The sequence below is a fragment of the Candidatus Arsenophonus nilaparvatae genome (assembly GCF_045346035.1).
In the GTDB taxonomy this organism is placed as follows: domain Bacteria; phylum Pseudomonadota; class Gammaproteobacteria; order Enterobacterales; family Enterobacteriaceae; genus Arsenophonus; species Arsenophonus nilaparvatae.
In genome coordinates this window covers 1,442,035-1,463,197 of record NZ_CP158507.1, presented here as the reverse complement: position 1 = coordinate 1,463,197, position 21,163 = coordinate 1,442,035, and the positions used below count along the sequence as shown (strand labels likewise).

Genomic DNA, 21,163 nt, shown 5'->3' with positions numbered 1-21,163 from the left:
GAAATTTAATGGCAACAATATTGCACAAATCAAAGGCTATTAAGCTTGCAGGGCTGTCACTCGCTATATTTTTGGTAGCCTGCACGAGCAATCAACGTTATAAGCGTCAAGTCAGTGGTGACGAATCATATTTAAATACACCTCCGTTAAAAAATTTGACGATCCCTCAAGGTATATCGTTACCGTTACAAAACGGTGAATATGATATTCCGCCAGCTAATCAAAATGGTGCTGTAGGTAAAGCTTTAGATATTCGTCCTCCTATTCAAGCACTTTCGTTACTTACTGATACCCATACCGAAAATAGCCTAACCGCGAGTCGCTTATTTTTAGCTAATACAGCTGAAAACAGCGCTCTTTGGTCGCAAATTAACGCTATTTTGCAACAAAAAATGATTAAAGTTAGGCAAAAAAATGATCCTGACCACTCTTTGATTACCGATTGGATTACCTGGCCGCGAGGAGATGAAGATATTGCGATACAAACCCGACAGAAAATTCAGCTGAACTCACAAAATAATCAAATAGTCATCACGGTAACTAATGAAGGTATAAAGCAGGGTGAAGATAGCATCACCGATCAGGCAGAAATACAGCGCTATAATATTTTAATGTTAAATGAGTTGATTGATTCAATAAATAAGCTGCGTAGTACCGCAACCAGTTCTGGTGCCCAAGGTCGTTATGCCATTATTGATGTGCAAACGGGTAGTGATAGCAGTGGTTTACCTCAAATAATTGTACGTGCGCCTTATGATGTTGTTTGGGATAGATTACCCTCTGTGCTTGAAAGCATTGGTATGCAAGTTGGTGACCGTAGTCGTTCGACCGGATCAATTACCCTCACTTTTAATGGTATGAGTGATAGTGATTGGCAAGCGATTGGCGTCGATAACCCAACCATGACAAAAGGGGATTATAAATTACAAGTTGGCGATATGAATAATCGTAGTAGTCTGCAATTTATGGCGGTAAAAGGGACAACCTTAACACAAAAACAAAATGATGAAATGGTCTCGGCATTAAAAGCGGCGTTTAGTAAAGTGAGTAGTAATTAGTTAATAAAACTGGGTTTATTACAATTAACTATAACATTGCTTATATAAATGATGGATGGTTGGTAGTGATTTATTCACTATGGATCATCTGTTTTTTTGTTTTGCTCGGTCAGTTTTTAGGCTAATTAAAATGTTTCCAGTAAAGTAATTTAATTAACATAAATAACCGCTAATCTGTTATTCTCCTTTTCCTAACAAAGTAAACGTTTGCGTCTTGCGTTAAAGCCATATTTAAGCGTTTTTTTATTAAAATGATCAAATTTCGGAGTAAATAAAATGCAGAAAAAAGCTGAGTTGTATCGTGGAAAAGCGAAAACCGTATATTTTACGGATGATCCTAATTTATTAGTATTAGAATTCCGCAATGATACATCGGCACTAGATGGTGAGCGTATAGAGCAGTTTGAACGTAAAGGAATGATAAATAATAAATTTAATCATTTCATTATGCAAAAACTGGAGCAAGCCGGCATTCCAACCCAAATGGAACGATTACTGTCAGATACTGAATCATTAGTAAAAAAATTAACCATGATCCCGGTTGAATGCGTTATTCGTAATCGAGCAGCTGGTTCTTTAGTTAAACGGCTTGGTATCGAAGAGGGTACGTTGCTTGAGCCACCTATCTTTGATTTGTTTTTGAAAAATGATGCGCAGCATGATCCCATGATTAATGAATCTTACTGTGAAACTTTTGGTTGGGTTAGTAGAGCGCATCTAAGCGAAATGAAACGATTAAGTTATAAAGCGAACGAAGTATTGAATGCGCTTTTTGATAAAGCGGAGTTAATTTTGGTCGATTTTAAACTGGAGTTTGGTTTATTTAATGGTCAAGTCGTTTTGGGTGATGAATTTTCGCCAGATGGCAGTCGCTTATGGGATAAAAAAACCAAGGATAAATTAGATAAAGATCGTTTTCGCCAGAGTCTAGGAGGATTAATTGAAGCTTATGAATAGGTTGCTAAGCGCATAGGTGTTTGCTTAGATTAAAAAATTTTTTTGTTAGCAAAAGATGTTGAGTAAAGATTGGCTTAGAAAAACTTTATTTTATTGTCATTAGTTATTAATTTACTTTTATTAAAGCATATTTAAGAGCAGCTTAAATATTAATTAGCTGCTCACACGGTTTTATTAAATTAAGTCGCTGAATAGGCTATATTGTGAATTACTATAGTGAGATTTTAATCTTATTTCATAAACATGAAATGAAAATATTCGATTAAGTTAAGTAGATGGTTGATTGTTAAACATATAGAGTAATTTTGATATTAAATTATTAACTAAAATACTGGCAGAATTAAACGGCTATTTAGATAACTAGATAGTTAATTATGTATACAATAGTTATGAAAAAATCACTTTAACCTATTTGGCTATGATATAGATTGGTTACAATATGATGGCCGTTACAAGAGTGATTATACAGATAATCAATAGAGTCGAAGGTATTAATATTTACTGCTTCGCTGTGACCTGCTACCGATTTTTGCTAGTTTTTTCTTATAACTATTTTTTTATTTAATCAGTAGCATTGAAATGAATTTATTAAATTTTATCACCGCTGTGAGTTAATAATTACACAAGAATGACGATGATTCGCTATAATCCCATCAAGGGCTCATTATTCATGTCATATTGGGAGATTATTATGCGCTGGCGGGATCATCGCAAGAGCGATAATATTGAAGACAGACGGAATCAATCGGGTAGAATGGGATCACCTTTTGGTGGCGGTGGTATGCGATTGCCGTTACGTGGGAAAAGTGGTTTATTCATTTTAGTGGTTGTTCTCATTGCTGGCTATTATGGTATCGATTTAACCAGCTTTATCACCGGCGGATCCAGCATTAACTCCTCTCACCAAGCAAATTACCAACCGATTAGTGCTAAAGATCAACAATTAGCTGATTTTACCTCAGTTATATTAGCGTCAACTGAAGACGTTTGGCAAAAAGAGTTTAGTCGCTCGGGGCGTAGTTATACTTATCCTAAATTAGTGCTTTATCGAGGTTATACTACCACGGCTTGTGGTACTGGTCAGGCAATTATGGGGCCATTTTATTGTCCTGCTGATCAAAAAGTTTATATTGATCTGTCATTTTATGAAGAGATGAAAAATAAGCTTGGGGCAGGTGGTGATTTTGCCCAAGGCTATGTTGTGGCACATGAAGTAGGTCATCATGTTCAACATTTATTAGGCATTGATCAGAAAGTTAGAGAGGCTCAACAAAGTATGAGTCGTACTGACGCGAATAAACTTTCGGTTAAGCTTGAATTGCAAGCTGACTGTTTTGCTGGTGTATGGGGCAATAAAATGGATGAGCAAGGTCTGCTAGAAGAAGGCGATTTACAACAAGCATTAGCAGCGGCCCAGGCAATCGGTGATGATCGTTTACAGCAACAAAGCCAAGGACGTATTGTACCCGATAGTTTTACCCATGGTACCTCTGAGCAGCGTTATACTTGGTTTAAAAAAGGCTATGATAGAGGGGATTTTAAAAGTTGTAATACTTTTGGCGCACTATAGCGCGATAAAAGTTGCCTCGAGTTTGCATAATTTTAACGGCTAATAGGCTCTATTATTTATTTTGATCAGTCATGATTTATTGATAGGATAAATTAATTATATATTTTTATTGGTAAATAATTTTATGGGTAATTTTGATCCAACATTACTTATTTTATTAGTGTTGGCTGGCTTAGGAATAATTAGTCATAACATGACGGTGGCATTGGCAATGCTATTTTTGTTAATTGTTCGCATTACGCCGCTTAATAATTTTTTCCCTTGGGTTGAAAAATATGGCTTAACCATCGGTATTTTGATTTTAACTATTGGTGTAATGGCCCCTATCGCCAGTGGCAAGATCTCGCCGCAAGATGTTATTAACTCTTTTTTTAACTGGAAATCGTTGCTGGCGATTGTGATTGGCATTTTGGTCTCTTGGCTTGGCAGTAGAGGCGTCTCTTTGATGTCTAATCAACCGTCAACAGTTGCCGGATTATTGGTTGGTACAGTGATCGGCGTTGCTGTTTTCCGTGGTGTTCCAGTTGGTCCATTAATAGCAGCAGGTCTTCTCTCGTTACTAATTGGCAAGTTTTAGTGACTATTGCAAGCCTGATTAATTTACAATCTCAGTTACGCATTCATGGGCAACGCCGCTTACTCGTGCTAAGCGGTAATAGCAACTGGATCATTGAACAGCTAATTGCACTTAGGCAGGGGATAATTGGCGATTGGCCAACCATTTCACCACATTGGCCTGATGCTATACCTCCACAAAATGCGGTGTCACTATTAGGACAAGAGTTCTTACATGGTGTTTTTGATGCCACTAAGGGTTTTCATACTGAAGCATTACTGATGTTGGCAGGGACATTAAAAGCGGGTAGCTATCTCATTCTTTGCCTGCCTAAGTGGGGGACTTGGTCTCAACAGCCAGATCAAGATAGTCAACGCTGGAATGAAGTGGCATCGACAATAGGAGTGCCAAATTTTGTCTGTTGGTTAAAGTATCATCTACAACATGATGCTAATGTTTTGCTGTGGTGTGAAGGTAAACCTTTTACCGCTGATAAGCTACCACAATTAACTGCCTGGTATCAGCCGAATGGACAACCAACGATTGAACAACAAAGAATTTTGCAGCGCCTGCTGGCTGGTAAGGTGGGAGTTTGGGCATTAGTTGCCCCGCGTGGCCGTGGAAAATCTGCGTTAGCAGGTATGTTAATTGAATGTTGGCAGGGGGAATGTTGGGTTTGTGCGCCGGCAAAATCAGCGTCAATGGTATTAACACACTATACCGACAAAAAAATTCGCTATTGGTCAATTGACCATTTATTGGCTGATTGTCGATTACAAAAACCACGCAAGGTTGATTGGTTAATTATTGATGAAGCGGCGATGATCCCGATTGCGCAACTAAATCAATTAACGCACTATTTCCCACGTTTACTCTTTACTACCACTGTTGATGGCTATGAAGGTACAGGGCGCGGATTTTTGCTAAAACTTTGTGCGCAATTAGCTCAATGTCACATTTTAACTTTAACCACTCCGATCCGCTGGGCATCAAATGATCCGTTGGAGAATTGGTTAAATAATAGCTTGTTATTAAAAGAATATTTACCAAAATCAACGACGCTAGCTAAATTAAATAACCAACACATGGTGTTGTTACCTATATCGCAGTCTTTATTAATTGAAAAACCAAAATTATTATCAGCAATATATGGTTTACTGACTAATGCGCATTATCGTACCTCACCACTTGATTTAAGACGATTATTAGATGCGCAAGGGATGCATTTATTGGTTGCACAGCAAAAGGCAAATTTGTTAGCTGTGTTATGGTTAGTGGATGAAGGTGGATTATCTGCGTCGCTTGCCCATGAGGTATGGGCTGGACGGCGTCGACCTAGAGGTAATTTAGTTGCTCAATCTTTAGCAGCACATAGTTATTTTCCGCAAGCGGGACAAATGAATTCTCAGCGAATTAGCCGTATAACCGTTGCTGCAGCTTTTCGTCGTCAGGGTGTGGCAACAAAATTACTCAGTTTTTATAAGCAGCAGGCGATGGAAGAGGGGAAAGATTTTCTTTCTGTCAGCTTTGGCTATTGTGAGCAGTTGCAGTCATTATGGCAGCAAAATGGTTTTCATTTGGTCAGAGTTGGCAGCCGTAAAGAAGCGACCAGTGGATATTATACCGCTATGGCGGTATTGCCTTTATCAACAGCGGCTAAACAATTGGTGTCACGGGCGCAATATTTGTTAAAGCGAGACGCTTTTTATATCAATCAGCTAACCGGTTTAGCACTAACAGCAATTAGCGATGATCAATTAAATGATGAAGATTGGCAGGTTTTGGCAGGTTTTGCTTATGGTAATAGAAGTTTTTCAGCTAGCTATCCAGCAATCCGACGGTTATTAATGCAGTCGTCACTGGTTTTAACAGCGACTAGAATTCACTGTGAACATAATTTATCTATTGAGATATGCTGTCAGCAGTTAAAATTGACGGGTCAAAAAATGTGGTTAAAACAGGTACGCAACGATATTGCTGCGGCATTATCAGAATTGGACTGGCAGCGAGCAGAAAAACTTAAATCATGGGTTAATGCTTCTTTTGCTTAGGCCAGTCATCTTCATCATCCCATTTGTCGTTAAAATCACGGTGAGGAGGAAGTTTGGGTTTGTTATCTAAAAAACGTTTAGGATCGATTTTTTGCATCTGTTTGACGGCACTCCAAATGATACCAATCAGAAGCAAAATAATAATAATCCACCAGTAATCAGTTATCCAATGCATAGCTGTTTTTCCATTAGCAAATGTAGTAAATAAAGTATACTCTTTTTTCCTTTATCGTATAACTATTATAGATTTAAGTATGCGTTTACAACGAATTTTACTCATTATTGTCGGCTGGTTTAGTATTATCTTAGCGATATTGGGTATACTTTTGCCATTATTACCCACTACCCCTTTTTTGTTATTAGCCGCCTGGTGTTTTTCTCGCTCATCACCACGTTTTCATTACTGGTTACTTCATAACTCATGGTTTGGTAAATATATTCGTCATTGGCAACAACATAAAGCGCTGCCTAAAGGGGTTAAAATTAAGATAATTGTTATTATTTTATTTAGTTTTATTTTTTCGCTTTGGTTTGTAGAAAGTTGGTGGATCAGGGGGACACTCCTCATTATCTTAGCGATATTGCTCGCTTATCTATTAAGGTTGCCACAAATCGATGGGGAAAAAAATTAACCCAATTTATTATTTAGCTAATGATATAGCTAGTGAATTTAAATTTTGGGTTCATAATAATATTTTTTGCATAATTTCCTGATAAACGAGACTTAATTTCTGAAGATCAGCAACACTAACACATTCATCAACTTTATGAATGGTTGCATTTAAAGGGCCTAATTCAACAATTTGTGCCCCCATTTTAGCAATAAAGCGGCCATCTGATGTTCCTCCATCAGTTGATAACTGAGGTTGATAGCCGCAATATTGTTCTATCACCTGGCTGACAATATTAATTAATTTACCTTTTTCTGTTAAAAATGGATAGCCGGATAATGACCACTCAATTTTATAATCGAGTTGATATTTTTCTAGTATTGCTTCAACTTGGTGGCGAATTTGTTGCTCGGTGAGTTCGTTGCTAAAGCGAAAATTGAATTGTATGACTAACTGGCCAGGAATAATATTGTTACTACCAGTACCAGCATGTATATTGGAAATCTGCATGCTGGTGGAAGGAAAATAAGTATTGCCTGCATCCCATTTTTTATTAACTAGTTCATGTAAAAAAGCTAATGAACTATGTATTGGATTATTGGCTAAATGGGGGTAAGCAATGTGCCCTTGCGTTCCTTCGATGGTGAGTTTGGCGGTGAGTGATCCTCGACGACCATTTTTGATAATATCACCAATTTTAAGCTGGCTAGATGGTTCACCAACTATGCAATAATCAATTCGTTCATTGCGTATCATTAATTCATCAACCACTTTTACCGTTCCGTTAGTGGCTTTAGCCTCTTCGTCAGAGGTAATTAAGAAGGCCAATCGGCCAGAATGGTTGGGAAAATCGCTAATAAATCTTTCGGCGGCAATAACCATTGCCGCAAGGGAACCTTTCATATCGGCTGCTCCTCGGCCATAGAGCAGTCCGTTATTTAATGTTGGTGTGAAGGGAGGATAACGCCAATTGTCAGTTGCACCTGGCGGAACAACATCGGTATGTCCAGCAAAAGCTAGCGTTTCACCTTGTTCGCCATGATATGCCCATAGATTGGTGGTATCGTCAAAGGGCATGACTTCAATTGAAAAACCAAGTTTTTTCAATCGATTAATTAAAATTGTTTGACAGCCATTATCATCGGGGCTAACAGAGGGTTGTTGAATGAGTTGTTGCGCAAGCTTAAGAACAGGACAAATCATAGTTAGCCTCTGTGATGAATAAATTGTTGGTATTGGTCTATAGAAAAACCGAGTAGATAATGGTTACCAGTAGTTGTTAATAATGGGCGTTTAATAATTGCTGGATATTTTAACATTAACTCTTTAGCACTAGCGACATCAATAATATTCGCTTTTTGCTCATCGGACAATTTTTTCCAGGTTGTACCACGTTTATTGATCAAGGCTTCCCAGCCTAAGTATTGAATAAAAATTTCGAGTAATTCAATTGATATCCCATCCGTGCGATAATCATGGAATTGATAGATTATATGATGATTATCCAGCCACTGACGTGCCTTTTTAATAGTATCACAATTTTTTATACCATAAAGTATGTAACTTGCTGAAGTTGACATCATAATTTCCTTTTTTGATATGTAGCAAAGATCTCTATAATGCTGCAAAATGCGATAATAATCTATATAAGGCTACTATTAAGTAGAATACTTATTAAATTTATTAGAAATCGATTATAAAAAATTCAATAAAATATATTCTACATCACACAAAATGATGTGTTAATTAAGCAATGCATATAAATATACTATGTGTTAGATGATGATGTTTTAATAAATCATTTCTTCATCCTTTAATGATATTTTATCTATGTTAAGTTTATTTAGCGCGCATATAAACTAGGCTGGCTTCCAAGCGAGAACGCACATTAAGTTTTTTTAGCAAATTACGAATATGTACTTTGACTGTTTCTTCAGAAATAAAAAGAGATTTAGATATTTCTCTATTTTTTAATCCATTAGCAATTTCACGTAATACTTCAAATTCACGTTTTGTTAATGAAGAAAGTGGATCTTGATATTGATGACGATTATTTAAATACTGATGAATTTGATTGCTAAAAACGGGTAAACCATTTGCGGCGCTTTTCAGGCTATTAAGTAACATATCTAATTCGCAATTTTTTAATAAATAACCATTAGCACCAGCATCGATAGCATTATAAAAATCAATTCTATTAGCAGAAAAAGAAAGAATTAATATATAAGATTTAATCCCCTCTTTTCTAATTTGACGAATAACTTCAGGACCATACATGTTAGATATATTAATATCCATCATAATAATATCTGGCTTTAATTGATTGGCTATATTAATAACATCAACGCCATTACTTACTTCACCGGCGACACTAAATTCATCTGCAGCTTTAATGAGTTGTTTTAAACTATGACGTATTAGGGGATGTTCATCAACCAACATTATTGAATGATTAGACATAGTATATTCCTTTTTAAATGCCTGTAGAAATAAATGGGTTTTTACAACTGATTTTAATTATTAGTCTTTAAAGTTTTTTGAAAAAATAAAACATTGCAAGAATATAAGAAAAACAATATTAATGAAATAACCAAAAGGTAATTATCTTAAATAAAAAACACATTGAATTTTATAATTTTAAATTCAATAGTCTTAAATTTTATGATTATAAAAAAATTAATAATATAAAGGTCACCAGTTTTATATTTTAATTTCAATATTATTTAGTTATATTGATTTTGTTGATAGAATGTTCAAGTTTAGCTAGTTTCTACCGAAATTGTTGTATATGTCATGATTTCATTGATAGAGATTACTATAATGGGGATGCTTTTCTAATAAAAATTCTCTAAGGACACACAATGGATGAAAAATTAAAACAAAGTGCGCTAGATTTTCATGAGTTTCCCCAACCAGGTAAAATTGAAGTTACACCGACTAAGCCATTAACGGCACAACGAGATCTGGCCCTCGCATATTCTCCCGGTGTTGCTTATCCTTGTCTTGAAATCGCAGCTGATCCTTTGACCGCTTACAAATATACAGCTAAGGCTAATTTAGTGGCCGTAGTTTCTAATGGTACCGCAGTGTTAGGACTGGGAAATATTGGCGCTTTGGCTGGTAAACCGGTTATGGAAGGAAAAGGTGTTTTATTTAAAAAGTTTTCCGGCATTGATGTATTTGATATTGAAATAGACGAATCTAACCCGGATAAACTGATCGATGTTATTGCCGCATTGGAGCCAACTTTTGGCGGAATCAATTTGGAAGATATTAAAGCACCAGAATGTTTCTATATTGAGAAAAAACTGCGTGAAAAAATGCAAATCCCTGTTTTCCATGATGATCAGCATGGTACTGCCATTATTTCAACCGCCGCAATATTGAATGGTTTACGAATTGTTAATAAAAAAATTGACCAGGTTCGCTTAGTTGTTTCAGGTGCAGGTGCTGCTTCTATCGCCTGCATGAATTTATTGGTTGCATTAGGTCTTAATCGTAGCAATATTATTGTCTGTGACTCAAAAGGCGTTATTTATCGTGGCCGCGATGAAGTGATGGATGAAACTAAAGCCGCTTATGCAATTGAAGATAATGGTTTACGTACTCTAGCGGATGTTATCCCAGGCGCGGACATTTTCTTAGGCTGCTCAGCGCCGGGTGTGTTGACTGCGGAAATGGTAAAATCGATGGCTAATGCACCACTTATCTTAGCGTTAGCCAATCCGGAGCCAGAAATTCTTCCTTCAATAGCAAAAGCAGCACGGCCTGATGCGATTATCTGCACTGGGCGTTCTGACTATCCTAATCAGGTAAACAATGTACTCTGTTTTCCTTTTATCTTTCGCGGCGCGCTGGATGTTGGGGCAACCACGATTAATGAAGAGATGAAACTAGCCTGTGTTCAGGCAATTGCTGATTTGGCATTAGCCGAGCAGAATGACGTTGTTGTCTCCGCTTACGGTGATCAGGAGTTAAAATTTGGTGCAGATTATATTATCCCAAAACCTTTTGATCCGCGCTTAATTGTTAAAATTGCGCCAGCAGTCGCTAAAGCGGCAATGGAATCTGGTGTAGCAACACGACCAATTACAGATTTTGATTCTTATATAGAAAAACTTAATGAGTTTGTCTATAGCACCCACCTATTTATGAAGCCGATTTTTTCTCTGGCCCGCAAAGAAAAAAAACGGATTGTATTAGCAGAAGGTGAGGAAGAACGAATATTGCATGCAACCCAAGAATTAGTATCCTTAGGTTTGGCTTATCCGATTTTAATTGGTCGACCCAGTGTGATTGAAAAGCGAATTGAAAAGCTTGGGTTACAAATTAAAATTGGTGAAGATTTTGAGTTGATTAACAATGAAAATGATCCGCGTTTTAAAACCTATTGGCAACAATATTATCAATTAATGAAACGCCATGGTGTTTCGCAGGAAATGGCGCGTAGAGAAGTGATCAATAACCCAACCTTAATTGGTGCGCTGATGATCCGCCAAGGTGAAGCCGATGGCATGATTTGTGGTACTGTTGGTAGTTATAATCAACATTTTACCATTATAAAAAATGTGCTTGGCTTCCGGCAGAATAGTTCAGTAGCGGGTGCAATGAATGCCCTGATGTTACCAACTGGCAATACTTTTATTGCAGATACCTATGTGAATGATAATCCAACCCCTGAAGAGCTGGCGGAACTTACCTTAATGGCGGCACAGGCGGTAAGGCGTTTTGGTATTGAGCCTAAAGTGGCACTATTATCTCGTTCAAGTTTTGGTTCTTCAGACTGTCCATCAGCACAAAAAATGCGTAAAACATTGGCATTAGTCAAACGTGCCGATCCTGAGTTGGAAATTGATGGGGAAATGCATGGCGATGCAGCATTAGTTGAAAACATTAGGCGAGATATTATGCCGGATAGTACATTAAAAGGATCAGCTAATTTGCTGATTATGCCTAATATGGAAGCTGCGCGTATTAGTTATAACTTACTTCGTGTTACCAGTTCTAATGGCGTCACTGTGGGGCCGGTATTAATGGGAGTAGCAAAACCAGTACATATATTAACACCGATTGTATCGGTACGACGTATCGTTAATATGGTTGCGCTAGCTGCAGCGGAAGCACAAACTCAACCATTGTAGAATAAAACTAACCACAAATTTGGGCCTCTGTTACTCACGACAACAGAGGTTTTTTATATTATGGCAAGATAAAATATAGCCGTTAATTTTGTTGATTAATTGTTTGAATATTTATTTAAAATAGTTGTTTTATCTATTAGTATCATAGGCCTTCATTTATTAATTTTGGGTTATTAAGTAACTAAAAATTTGCCAACAGGATGTTCTAATAAATATGCAATTAACTCAGCGCTTTTTCTATCGATATTTGAACATTATACTATTGATATCATTATTAAATATGATTGCGTTTACCAGTTTGGCAGGAGAAAAAATGATAATTCCAATGGCAGAAAAGCAACCACACAAAATGGTTTTATATGGTGATAGCCGCATTGATAATTATTATTGGCTACGTGATGATACGAGAAAAAATAAAAAAGTTATCAAATACTTGACTGATGAGAATCAATATACCAATGCGGTATTAAAGTCTGGCACCGTATTAAGAGAGCAATTATTTAGCGAGATGGTCGCTCGTATGGAGCAGCAAGATCAATCGGTGCCTTATACCTATAATGGTTATATTTATCGTACCCTTTATCAAGAAGGTAAAGATTATCCTGTTTATCAACGTAAACCTGTCAACCAAAATAGTGATTGGCAAATATTAGTTGATGGTAATGAACGTGCTAAGGGACATCAATTTTATACCTTGGGTGGTATTGCTGTTTCTGAAGATAATAATCATTTGGCAATTGTCGAAGATTTTCAAGGTCGTCGTCAGTTTGAGGTTTCATTTAGACAGTTAGCTAGTAAAAAATGGCAGAATGCAGTAATTAAAAATACCTCTGGTAATATTGTATGGTCTAATGATAATCAAACTCTCTATTATATTCGTAACCACCCACAAACATTATTACCTTATCAAGTATATTGTCATCAATATGGATTAGAGGGGGTTGAAGATAAAAAAGTTTATCAGGAGAATGATGACCGATTTTACTTGAGCATGACAAAAAGTAGCTCAAAAGCGTATATTCTGCTAGCAATTAGTAGTACAGAAACATCTGAATATCGATTAATCGATGCTAATAACCCCGCTGAATCACTTAAAATATTTTCCCCTCGCCAAACGGGACGTGAGTACGATTTAGATCATTTTCGTGATAATTTTTATATTCGCTCTAACCATCAATTGGAGCAATTTGGGTTATATGCTACTCAATCAATTGACCAGCCCTGGCAAACAATTATTGCACCGAATAAAGAGACTGATTTAGAAAATTTTGCGCTTTTTAACCGTTGGTTGGTTGTTGTAGAGCGTCATAATGGCTTAGTTAATATTCGACAGATAGATTGGCAGACCAAACAGCAAAAAATAGTTCAATTTGATGAAGCGGTATATAGTGCCTGGATGGATTATAATCCAGAGCCTGATAGCGAGACTTTACGTTATGGTTATTCTTCACTAACTACCCCAATATCTGTTATGCAGATAAATATGCTAACTGGACAGCGTGAATTGCTAAAACAACAACAAGTCAATGGATTTGATAAATCACTTTATACCAGTGAACGTATCTGGGTTCAGGTAAAAGATGGTACTAAAGTGCCAGTTTCGTTGGTATATCGTAAAGATCGATGGCAAAAAAGCAAAAATCCGATTTTGATTTATGGCTATGGTGCTTATGGTATCAATGTGGATCCGGTTTTTAGTTCACCGCGTTTGAGTTTATTGGATAGGGGATTTGTCTATGCAATAGTGCATGTTCGTGGTGGCGGCGATTTAGGCAAAGCCTGGTATCAACAAGGGAAGGTTGAAAATAAAGCCAATAGTTTTAGTGATTTTATTGATGCAACCAAAATATTGATTGCGAAGGGGTATTGTGATCCCAAACGGGTATATGCAATGGGTGGAAGTGCTGGTGGTTTATTGATGGCGGCGGTAATTAACCAGGCACCGGAACTCTATCGAGGCGTTGTCGCTCAAGTTCCTTTTGTCGATGTTGTGACAACCATGCTTGATCCTTCTATTCCATTAACAACTGGTGAATATGATGAATGGGGTGATCCCGCTGCGCAGGACGCTTATTTTCGACTAAAATCTTACAGTCCCTATGACAATATTAAATCTCAACGTTACCCTAATTTATTGGTTACGACGGGGTTATATGATTCACAAGTCCAATATTGGGAGCCGGCCAAATGGGTGGCTAAACTAAGAGAGTATAAAGTGGGTAATACTGTCTTATTGCTGGAAACAAATATGAAAGCCGGCCATGGTGGTAAATCGGGTCGATTTAATCGTCTAAAAGATACAGCATTGGAATATGCTTTTATCTTGATGCTAGATGATAATAAAAAATATTTTCCTGATTTTGATGTTCAATAAATTTTTGTCGCCTTATATGATAATTAATATAAGGCTAATAAATCATATTGATAGATTATAATTTGTTTGGATTAAGCAATTTTATTGATCGATAAGATTTTACTTTCAAGCCAACCGTCTTGTAAGCGAGTTTTTAATATTTCTCCAATATGTATTTGTTGTGTTTTGGTTAAAACCTGTCCATTAGGTGATTCGCTAATACTATAACCACGGGCTAATGTTGCTAATGGACTTACTGCTTCAAGGCGGGAGCAACTGACACTAAATTTTTCACGATATTGGCTTAGTATTTGAGTAATTAATTGTTTTAATTGAAATTGCTGCTGAATATAACGTTGGCGACAATTTTGTAGTTGTGGCCGCGGATCACATAATATTAAACGTTGTTCAAGGTTATATTGCTGACGATTTATTTGCTGCAAATATTGTTGTGTGGCGTTAACAAGTTTTTGTTGTAATTGGATCAGATAATTGTGTTGGCGCGTTATCCGTAGTTCAGGATGTTGCTGCTGTAATTTATGTTGTAATTGACCAAAGATACGTAGTTTACGCGCCATGAAATAGTCCATCGCCATTTCTAATCGCTGTTTTTGTTCAAGTAACTGACGGAGTAATTCTTGTTGATTGCGACTCACTAATTCTGCCGCAGCTGAGGGTGTTGGGGCTCGTAAATCGGCAACAAAATCAGCAATAGTTATATCGGTTTCATGACCAACCGCTGCAATAATTGGTAACTGACTAGCAAAAATTGCTCTGGCAACCCTTTCATCGTTAAAAGCCCATAAATCTTCCAATGAACCACCACCTCGGCCGACAATCAGGACATCACACTCTCGGCGATGATTGGCCAACTCAATAGCACGAATAACTTGTCGTGGTGCATCTTCTCCTTGCACGGCAGTGGGATAAATAATTACAGGTAATGAAGGATCGCGGCGTTTTAAGATATTTAAAATATCATGTAATGCAGCGCCTGTTGCTGAGGTAATAACACCCAAGCGTTTGGCCGGCATTGGTAGCGCTTGTTTGTAATGTTGTGCGAATAGTCCTTCATCTGAAAGTTTCTGTTTCAATATCTCAAATTGTTGTTGTAATAATCCGTCACCCGCAGGTTGCATATTTTCGATAATTAATTGGTATTCTCCTCTTGGCTCGTACATGGTAACAGTCGCTCGAACTAACACTTGTTGACCATTTTGTGGTCGAAAATTAACGCGAATATTTTGGCCGCGAAACATCGCAGCACGTAGCTGCGCTTTTTCATCTTTTAAGGTGAGATACCAGTGGCCGGAAGCTGGCTGAGAAAAATTAGAGATTTCTGCATTAAGCCAAATTCTGCCAATTTGAAGTTCAAGTAATTGCCGAACCGATTGATTAAGTTGGCTAACCGAATAAATCCCACTATTTTCTGAAGTTAACATGTTAAGTTAGCAACACCTTATAAATAAAATTAATGGCTAAATATTAGCAGCGATTATTTCTATTATACATAGAATCAAAATAGAGCATATAAGTGATTATCCCATTCATGTTGTTCAATATTGGCGGTGTTCATTCGAACAGTTAAACTTTTATTACGGTCAATATATTCAATATAGGTGATAATAAATTCTGTTTTTGGCCAGAATAAGAATTCTTGCTGATCATCTTTTACTAAATCGGAAATATTGGCGCCTACTAGTGGTTCGGTATGTTGGATTTCATATAATACGTTAACTTCGTCATCAGCTAATGATTGGATTTCTTTAAGGAAAGGTATTACACCATCGGGCTCTTTAGTGGTGCTGAAAAACGAAGAGGATGAGTAAGGTCCATTTACTTTTAAGTAGATCATATCTGACAATTTTCTGACCTAACCGCGATAAAGCACAGTGGAGGTAAATTTATTATTGTAATTATCAAGTAGGGATAAATGCATTAGCGCTTGAGTTAGTTGTTTGACTAAAGGATGATGATGATTGAAATTAGTGCCTAGCTTTAGCATATTATTTAAATAAGCATGACTGCAATATTGATAATCTCGAATAGTATACCAATCGATAAAGCTACATTTTTTATAGGCAGCCGATTGATTGTATTCATTCATTGTTGATACAAAATTAATTTTAGATTTATTTTCAATATAATCTTTATCATAGAGTGGTATTAAAAGTGCTAAAGCTTCATCATAAGAGTGTAACGGGTGACTAATATTTTCATTAGTATAGAGTGAATTCAGAAAATAAATATGTTGTTTTTCAGTAGTCGAAAGCGGGGAAGAAGCTCTTTGGGTATCGGATTGATAATTAGGTAATGGATTAAAGTTTATTTTATTGATGGAGAACATAACTTTCCTACGTTTAAGCCGTTAACTTTAACCATATTGTATGGAAGTAATCAATTTTAAAAAGAGGCGGGTTAGTCAGAATAAATTAAGCAATGTACCTAATTCATGTAATATTTATTTGCTTTAAAATTAATTAAATAACTAGATTAATAAATAAATTATTTACCAGCAAAAATCTAAATTTGATCATAGTATTATGCGCTTTTGTCAGCTAAAAATGAATTTTAGTGAGAAAGTACTGGAGTCAATAAATTTCGTCATGTATAATATCACCGCAATATTTTATCTTTTTCCAAATCTTGCCTGGTGAGATATTGCTTATGCTACGTATTAAGAAAGAAGCACTAACATTCGATGATGTATTGTTAGTTCCTGCACACTCAGATGTATTGCCTAATACTGCTGATTTATCAACTCAATTAACTGCCTCGATCCGTTTAAATATTCCTATGCTTTCTGCCGCCATGGATACTGTGACTGAATCAGATTTAGCTATCGCATTAGCCCAAGAGGGTGGAATTGGTTTTATTCATAAAAATATGCCAATTGAGCGTCAAGCAGAAGAAGTTCGCCGCGTTAAAAAGTATGAAAGTGGCATCGTTATCGATCCGGTTACCGTCACACCCGAAACCACAATTCGTGAAGTTTATGAAATGGCTGAGCGTAATGGTTTTGCTGGTTATCCTGTGGTTAATAATAATAAAGAATTGGTTGGTATCATTACTGGCCGTGATATCCGTTTTGTGACGGATTTGGATCAGCCGGTTACGGCGGTTATGACAGCTAAACCCCATTTGGTCACGGTCAAAGAGGGTGAATCCCGTGATGTGGTTTTGCAGAAATTGCATGAAAGACGTATTGAAAAAGCATTGGTGGTTGATGATAACTTTCACCTATTTGGTATGATCACAGTAAAAGATTTTCAGAAAGCTGAACGCAAGCCCAATGCGTGTAAAGATGAGCAAGGTCGCTTGAGAGTGGGCGCAGCAGTTGGCGCTGGTGCGAATAATGAACAACGTATTGAGGCATTAGTGGCAGCCGGTATTGATGTGTTGTTAATTGACTCTTCCCATGGACATTCACAAGGAGTTTTACAACGTATTTGTGAAACGAGAGCAAAATATCCTAATTTGCCGATTATTGGTGGTAATGTTGCCACCGGCGAAGGGGCTAAAGCTTTGGTTGAAGCAGGTGCCAGCGTGGTGAAAGTCGGTATTGGCCCGGGTTCTATTTGTACAACGCGAATTGTCACTGGTGTTGGTGTACCTCAGATCACTGCTATTGCCGATGCCGTTGAGGCGCTGAGAGGCATGAATATACCGATAATTGCCGATGGCGGTATTCGCTTCTCGGGTGATATTGCTAAAGCACTGGCTGCCGGCGCCTCTTGCGTTATGGTTGGCTCAATGCTTGCCGGTACTGAGGAGTCACCAGGTGAAACTATCTTGTTTCAAGGACGCTCTTATAAAGCCTACCGAGGAATGGGATCATTAGGTGCAATGTCGAAAGGCTCTTCCGATCGTTACTTCCAAACCGATAATGCTGCAGATAAATTGGTACCTGAAGGCATTGAAGGACGGGTTGCTTATAAAGGATTTTTGAAGAATATTGTTCATCAGCAAATGGGCGGCCTTCGTTCTTGTATGGGACTGACCGGTTGTGCCACTATTGATGAATTAAGAAGCAAAGCAGAATTTGTGCGTATTAGTGGTGCCGGTATCCAAGAGAGTCATGTACATGATGTTACCATCACCAAAGAATCACCTAATTATCGTTTAGGTTAATTATTTTATTAGCGGTTTTTGCTATAAACCGTCAAATTATTATTTGTTTTGGAATTATCTTTAGATGACAACTGACATTCATCAATACCGAATTTTGATCCTCGATTTTGGTTCACAATACACGCAATTAATTGCTCGTCGTATTCGTGAAATTGGCGTTTATTGTGAACTTTGGGCTTGGGATGTTTCCGAGGCACAAATCCGTGAATTTAATCCTAATGGAATTATTCTTTCTGGCGGGCCGGAGAGTACCACCGAACTAAATAGCCCACGTGCACCGGAGTATGTTTTTCAGGCTGGCGTTCCGGTATTAGGTATTTGTTATGGCATGCAAACGATGTCCATCCAATTAGGTGGGCAAGTTGAGGTGTCTGGCGAACGAGAGTTTGGTTATGCCCAGGTGTCCATTCAACAATCCTGTGAACTATTTCGCGATATTTATGACAGCGTAGGTGCAGATGGTAAACCACTGCTAGATGTCTGGATGAGTCATGGCGATAAAGTGACGGCAATTCCAGCTGATTTTAAAGTTATCGCCAGTACCGATAGCTGCCCATTTGCCATTATGGCTAATGAAGAAAAGCGTTTCTATGGTGTTCAGTTTCATCCTGAAGTGACTCACACTCATCAAGGAGCAGCTATTCTACAGCGTTTTGTATTAGATATTTGCCGCTGTGAAGCTCGTTGGACGGCGGCGGCGATTGTTGAAGATACGGTACAGCGCTTGAAGGCTCAGATTGGTGATGATCAGGTTATTCTGGCATTATCAGGCGGTGTTGATTCATCGGTTACTGCGTTATTACTCAATCGTGCTATTGGTAAGCAGCTCACTTGTGTGTTTGTTGATAATGGTTTGTTACGCTTAAATGAAGCGCAGCAAGTTATGGCCATGTTTGCCGGTAAATTTGATCTTAATATTATTCATGTGGCCGCAGAAGAGCGCTTTCTTAGCGCATTGGCCGGGATTGATGAGCCAGAATTAAAACGTAAAGCGATCGGCCGCGTTTTTATTGAAGTATTTGATGAGCAAGCGGCGAAACAAACGCAAGTAAAATGGTTGGCTCAGGGTACTATTTATCCGGACGTAATCGAATCTGCCGCTTCAGCAACCGGCAAAGCGCATGTCATTAAATCTCACCATAACGTGGGTGGCTTACCAGCAGAAATGAAACTGGGATTAGTTGAGCCATTAAAAGAGTTATTTAAAGATGAGGTGCGTAAAGTAGGCCTGGAGTTAGGACTTCCTTATGACATGTTATACCGTCACCCATTTCCTGGCCCAGGCTTAGGTGTGCGGGTACTTGGTGAGGTGAAGAAAGCCTATTGTGATCTGTTACGTCAGGCAGATGCCATTTTTATTGAAGAATTACATAAAGCTGATCTTTATCATAAAGTCAGCCAAGCTTTCACTGTTTTCCTGCCGGTACGCTCTGTTGGCGTAATGGGAGATGGCCGAAAATATGACTGGGTTGTGTCATTGCGCGCGGTTGAAACTATTGATTTCATGACTGCCCATTGGGCCCATTTGCCCTATGATTTTCTTGGCCGGGTGTCAAATAGAATTATCAATGAAGTGGCCGGCATCTCTCGAGTAGTTTACGATATTAGCGGCAAACCACCAGCGACGATTGAGTGGGAATAAAAACGCTGATTGCCAAAATAACTTTATATTAACAACCCAGTAAAAATTTTTACTGGGTTTTTTGTTACTGAGAATTATATTGTTATTTTAATAAGAATATAATTAAATATTTTATTTAAAAATTAATGCAAAATACCAATTCTAATTAATTTGATTAATACTTTTTCCATGTTATATAACATGGCTGTTTGAAAATTTATTTTATTTTTTAACTAAACATTAAATATGAAAATCATGTTTTATAAAACTTTAATTAAGTTTTTATTTTTATTAAAAAGGGTTAAAAGTAATTATTATTTATTTATATTTATTAGTTATTTGTCAAAAATATTGTAAGTGTTTTTTTAAGCGTTAAATAATTAATTTAAATTGATATCGAGCTTGTTCTGGGATGATAATTTTTTACTCTATTATTGTGTTTATTACTAATTATTTCTTTGCAGAAATCAAATTTATTGCTTAAGGAGTAAGAAAAATGAAAACCAAATTATTGTTGGCAACGTTAACGTTAATCAGTGCTTCAAGTTTTGCTAGTACCGGCACTGAAATCAAACCTATGCATGGATATATTGATTCGCCGGCTAGTCGGGCTTACTTATGTTCAACACTGCAAAACAAGAGTTGTGGCCCAATTCAGTATGAACCGCAATCAGTTGAAGGTCGAAAAGGTTTCCCACAAAGAGGACCTGCTGATGGCAGAATAGCCAGTGCTGGTGTGGGGGCGTTTAAGCAATTGGATGAGCAAACGGCAACTCGTTGGACTAAGGTTAATGTGGTATCAGGTGAAAATATCTTCCATTGGACATTAACGGCCCCACATAGAACCACCGGCTGGGAATATTTTATTACCAAACAAGATTGGGATCCTAATGCTCCATTAAGTCGTGCTGCATTTGAATTAAAACCCTTTTGTTCACGATTTGATGGTGGATCGGTACCTGCTCGAGAAGTTACCATGAAATGCCAAGTACCTAAACGTACCGGTTATCAGGTCATTTTAGGTGTATGGACCATAGATGATACATCTAATGCATTTTATCAAGTTATTGATGCCAATATGAAAACTCGCTAGTTTTAATCATCTTACAACGAT

Annotated in this window: 18 protein-coding genes; 11 read left to right on the top strand and 7 right to left on the bottom strand. The window is 37.4% G+C overall.

The window, feature by feature from the left end; genetic code table 11:
* Nucleotides 1-8: 8 nt before the first annotated feature.
* From bamC to WH390_RS07020, 5 genes are all read left to right on the top strand, one after another.
* Nucleotides 9-1,058 (top strand): outer membrane protein assembly factor BamC, encoded by a 1,050-nt coding sequence (gene bamC / locus WH390_RS07040; protein WP_032114900.1) that lies wholly within the window; start codon nucleotides 9-11, stop codon nucleotides 1,056-1,058.
* Nucleotides 1,059-1,334: 276 nt separating this feature from the next.
* Nucleotides 1,335-2,015: a phosphoribosylaminoimidazolesuccinocarboxamide synthase gene (gene purC / locus WH390_RS07035; RefSeq protein WP_032114901.1), complete on the top strand. Its 681-nt coding sequence runs from the start codon at nucleotides 1,335-1,337 to the stop codon at nucleotides 2,013-2,015.
* A 691-nt stretch (nucleotides 2,016-2,706) separates the two neighbouring features.
* Entirely contained in the window at nucleotides 2,707-3,585 is an 879-nt protein-coding gene (locus tag WH390_RS07030) for a neutral zinc metallopeptidase (RefSeq protein WP_032115041.1), read from the top strand.
* Between the two features lie 124 nt (nucleotides 3,586-3,709).
* On the top strand, nucleotides 3,710-4,162 hold the full coding sequence (locus WH390_RS07025; protein ID WP_032114902.1) for a DUF441 domain-containing protein: 453 nt from the start codon (nucleotides 3,710-3,712) through the stop codon (nucleotides 4,160-4,162).
* Nucleotides 4,162-6,192, top strand: coding sequence for a tRNA(Met) cytidine acetyltransferase TmcA (locus WH390_RS07020; RefSeq protein ID WP_052044828.1), 2,031 nt, complete (start codon nucleotides 4,162-4,164; stop codon nucleotides 6,190-6,192). Before WH390_RS07025 ends, WH390_RS07020 begins: the two co-directional genes overlap by 1 nt.
* Here WH390_RS07020 and WH390_RS07015 read toward each other — a convergent pair.
* On the bottom strand, nucleotides 6,173-6,367 hold the full coding sequence (locus WH390_RS07015; protein WP_032114903.1) for a YpfN family protein: 195 nt from the start codon (nucleotides 6,365-6,367) through the stop codon (nucleotides 6,173-6,175). The two genes, WH390_RS07020 and WH390_RS07015, sit on opposite strands and share 20 nt — an antisense overlap.
* Nucleotides 6,368-6,446: 79 nt before the next feature.
* On the opposite strand from WH390_RS07015, the gene WH390_RS07010 reads away from it, so the two are divergent.
* Nucleotides 6,447-6,824, top strand: a complete 378-nt coding sequence (locus WH390_RS07010; RefSeq protein WP_032114904.1) for a DUF454 family protein — start codon at nucleotides 6,447-6,449, stop codon at nucleotides 6,822-6,824.
* A 51-nt stretch (nucleotides 6,825-6,875) separates the two neighbouring features.
* On the opposite strand, the gene dapE is transcribed toward WH390_RS07010, so the two are convergent.
* The 3 genes from dapE to WH390_RS06995 all read right to left on the bottom strand — a co-directional run bounded on the left by dapE (nucleotide 6,876) and on the right by WH390_RS06995 (nucleotide 9,263).
* Nucleotides 6,876-8,006 carry a succinyl-diaminopimelate desuccinylase gene (dapE, locus tag WH390_RS07005; protein ID WP_032114905.1) on the bottom strand — a complete coding sequence of 377 codons (1,131 nt, stop codon included), beginning with the start codon at nucleotides 8,004-8,006 and terminating at the stop codon, nucleotides 6,876-6,878.
* Nucleotides 8,007-8,008: 2 nt separating this feature from the next.
* Nucleotides 8,009-8,383, bottom strand: a complete 375-nt coding sequence (locus WH390_RS07000; protein ID WP_032114906.1) for an ArsC family reductase — start codon at nucleotides 8,381-8,383, stop codon at nucleotides 8,009-8,011.
* 259 nt (nucleotides 8,384-8,642) lie between these two features.
* Nucleotides 8,643-9,263 carry a response regulator gene (locus WH390_RS06995; RefSeq protein ID WP_032114907.1) on the bottom strand — a complete coding sequence of 207 codons (621 nt, stop codon included), beginning with the start codon at nucleotides 9,261-9,263 and terminating at the stop codon, nucleotides 8,643-8,645.
* 401 nt (nucleotides 9,264-9,664) lie between these two features.
* Here WH390_RS06995 and WH390_RS06990 point away from each other — a divergent pair, with 401 nt between their 5' ends.
* Nucleotides 9,665-11,944, top strand: coding sequence for an NADP-dependent malic enzyme (locus WH390_RS06990; protein ID WP_406850709.1), 2,280 nt, complete (start codon nucleotides 9,665-9,667; stop codon nucleotides 11,942-11,944).
* A gap of 313 nt (nucleotides 11,945-12,257) precedes the next feature.
* On the top strand, nucleotides 12,258-14,318 hold the full coding sequence (locus WH390_RS06985) for a S9 family peptidase (RefSeq protein WP_406850708.1): 2,061 nt from the start codon (nucleotides 12,258-12,260) through the stop codon (nucleotides 14,316-14,318).
* Between the two features lie 71 nt (nucleotides 14,319-14,389).
* Here WH390_RS06985 and xseA read toward each other — a convergent pair whose 3' ends face one another.
* The 3 genes from xseA to WH390_RS06970 all read right to left on the bottom strand — a co-directional run bounded on the left by xseA (nucleotide 14,390) and on the right by WH390_RS06970 (nucleotide 16,644).
* Complete coding sequence (gene xseA / locus WH390_RS06980; protein WP_032114909.1) at nucleotides 14,390-15,739, bottom strand: exodeoxyribonuclease VII large subunit; 1,350 nt, start codon at nucleotides 15,737-15,739, stop codon at nucleotides 14,390-14,392.
* 74 nt (nucleotides 15,740-15,813) lie between these two features.
* On the bottom strand, nucleotides 15,814-16,161 hold the full coding sequence (locus WH390_RS06975) for a hypothetical protein (protein ID WP_148305535.1): 348 nt from the start codon (nucleotides 16,159-16,161) through the stop codon (nucleotides 15,814-15,816).
* Between the two features lie 9 nt (nucleotides 16,162-16,170).
* Nucleotides 16,171-16,644, bottom strand: a complete 474-nt coding sequence (locus WH390_RS06970; RefSeq protein ID WP_032114911.1) for a hypothetical protein — start codon at nucleotides 16,642-16,644, stop codon at nucleotides 16,171-16,173.
* A gap of 320 nt (nucleotides 16,645-16,964) precedes the next feature.
* On the opposite strand from WH390_RS06970, the gene guaB reads away from it, so the two are divergent.
* The 3 genes from guaB (at nucleotide 16,965) to WH390_RS06955 (ending at nucleotide 21,142) form a co-directional block, all read left to right on the top strand.
* Nucleotides 16,965-18,428 carry an IMP dehydrogenase gene (gene guaB / locus WH390_RS06965; protein WP_032114912.1) on the top strand — a complete coding sequence of 488 codons (1,464 nt, stop codon included), beginning with the start codon at nucleotides 16,965-16,967 and terminating at the stop codon, nucleotides 18,426-18,428.
* Nucleotides 18,429-18,492: 64 nt separating this feature from the next.
* Nucleotides 18,493-20,070, top strand: a complete 1,578-nt coding sequence (gene guaA / locus WH390_RS06960) for a glutamine-hydrolyzing GMP synthase (protein WP_032114913.1) — start codon at nucleotides 18,493-18,495, stop codon at nucleotides 20,068-20,070.
* A gap of 475 nt (nucleotides 20,071-20,545) precedes the next feature.
* Nucleotides 20,546-21,142 (top strand): lytic polysaccharide monooxygenase, encoded by a 597-nt coding sequence (locus tag WH390_RS06955; protein ID WP_032114914.1) that lies wholly within the window; start codon nucleotides 20,546-20,548, stop codon nucleotides 21,140-21,142.
* Nucleotides 21,143-21,163: the final 21 nt, after the last annotated feature.

Bases quoted from the DNA above. Each gene is read 5' to 3' on its own strand.
- WH390_RS07010 (WP_032114904.1), top strand. From the start codon at position 6,447: ATGCGTTTACAACGAATTTTACTCATTATTGTCGGCTGGTTTAGTATT.
- purC (WP_032114901.1), top strand. From the start codon at position 1,335: ATGCAGAAAAAAGCTGAGTTGTATCGTGGAAAAGCGAAAACCGTATAT.
- WH390_RS06995 (WP_032114907.1), bottom strand. From the start codon at position 9,263: ATGTCTAATCATTCAATAATGTTGGTTGATGAACATCCCCTAATACGT.
- xseA (WP_032114909.1), bottom strand. From the start codon at position 15,739: ATGTTAACTTCAGAAAATAGTGGGATTTATTCGGTTAGCCAACTTAAT.
- WH390_RS07025 (WP_032114902.1), top strand. From the start codon at position 3,710: ATGGGTAATTTTGATCCAACATTACTTATTTTATTAGTGTTGGCTGGC.
- guaA (WP_032114913.1), top strand. From the start codon at position 18,493: ATGACAACTGACATTCATCAATACCGAATTTTGATCCTCGATTTTGGT.
- bamC (WP_032114900.1), top strand. From the start codon at position 9: ATGGCAACAATATTGCACAAATCAAAGGCTATTAAGCTTGCAGGGCTG.
- dapE (WP_032114905.1), bottom strand. From the start codon at position 8,006: ATGATTTGTCCTGTTCTTAAGCTTGCGCAACAACTCATTCAACAACCC.
- WH390_RS07000 (WP_032114906.1), bottom strand. From the start codon at position 8,383: ATGTCAACTTCAGCAAGTTACATACTTTATGGTATAAAAAATTGTGAT.
- WH390_RS06985 (WP_406850708.1), top strand. From the start codon at position 12,258: ATGATAATTCCAATGGCAGAAAAGCAACCACACAAAATGGTTTTATAT.
- WH390_RS07030 (WP_032115041.1), top strand. From the start codon at position 2,707: ATGCGCTGGCGGGATCATCGCAAGAGCGATAATATTGAAGACAGACGG.
- WH390_RS06970 (WP_032114911.1), bottom strand. From the start codon at position 16,644: ATGTTCTCCATCAATAAAATAAACTTTAATCCATTACCTAATTATCAA.
- WH390_RS06955 (WP_032114914.1), top strand. From the start codon at position 20,546: ATGAAAACCAAATTATTGTTGGCAACGTTAACGTTAATCAGTGCTTCA.
- WH390_RS07015 (WP_032114903.1), bottom strand. From the start codon at position 6,367: ATGCATTGGATAACTGATTACTGGTGGATTATTATTATTTTGCTTCTG.
- WH390_RS06990 (WP_406850709.1), top strand. From the start codon at position 9,665: ATGGATGAAAAATTAAAACAAAGTGCGCTAGATTTTCATGAGTTTCCC.
- guaB (WP_032114912.1), top strand. From the start codon at position 16,965: ATGCTACGTATTAAGAAAGAAGCACTAACATTCGATGATGTATTGTTA.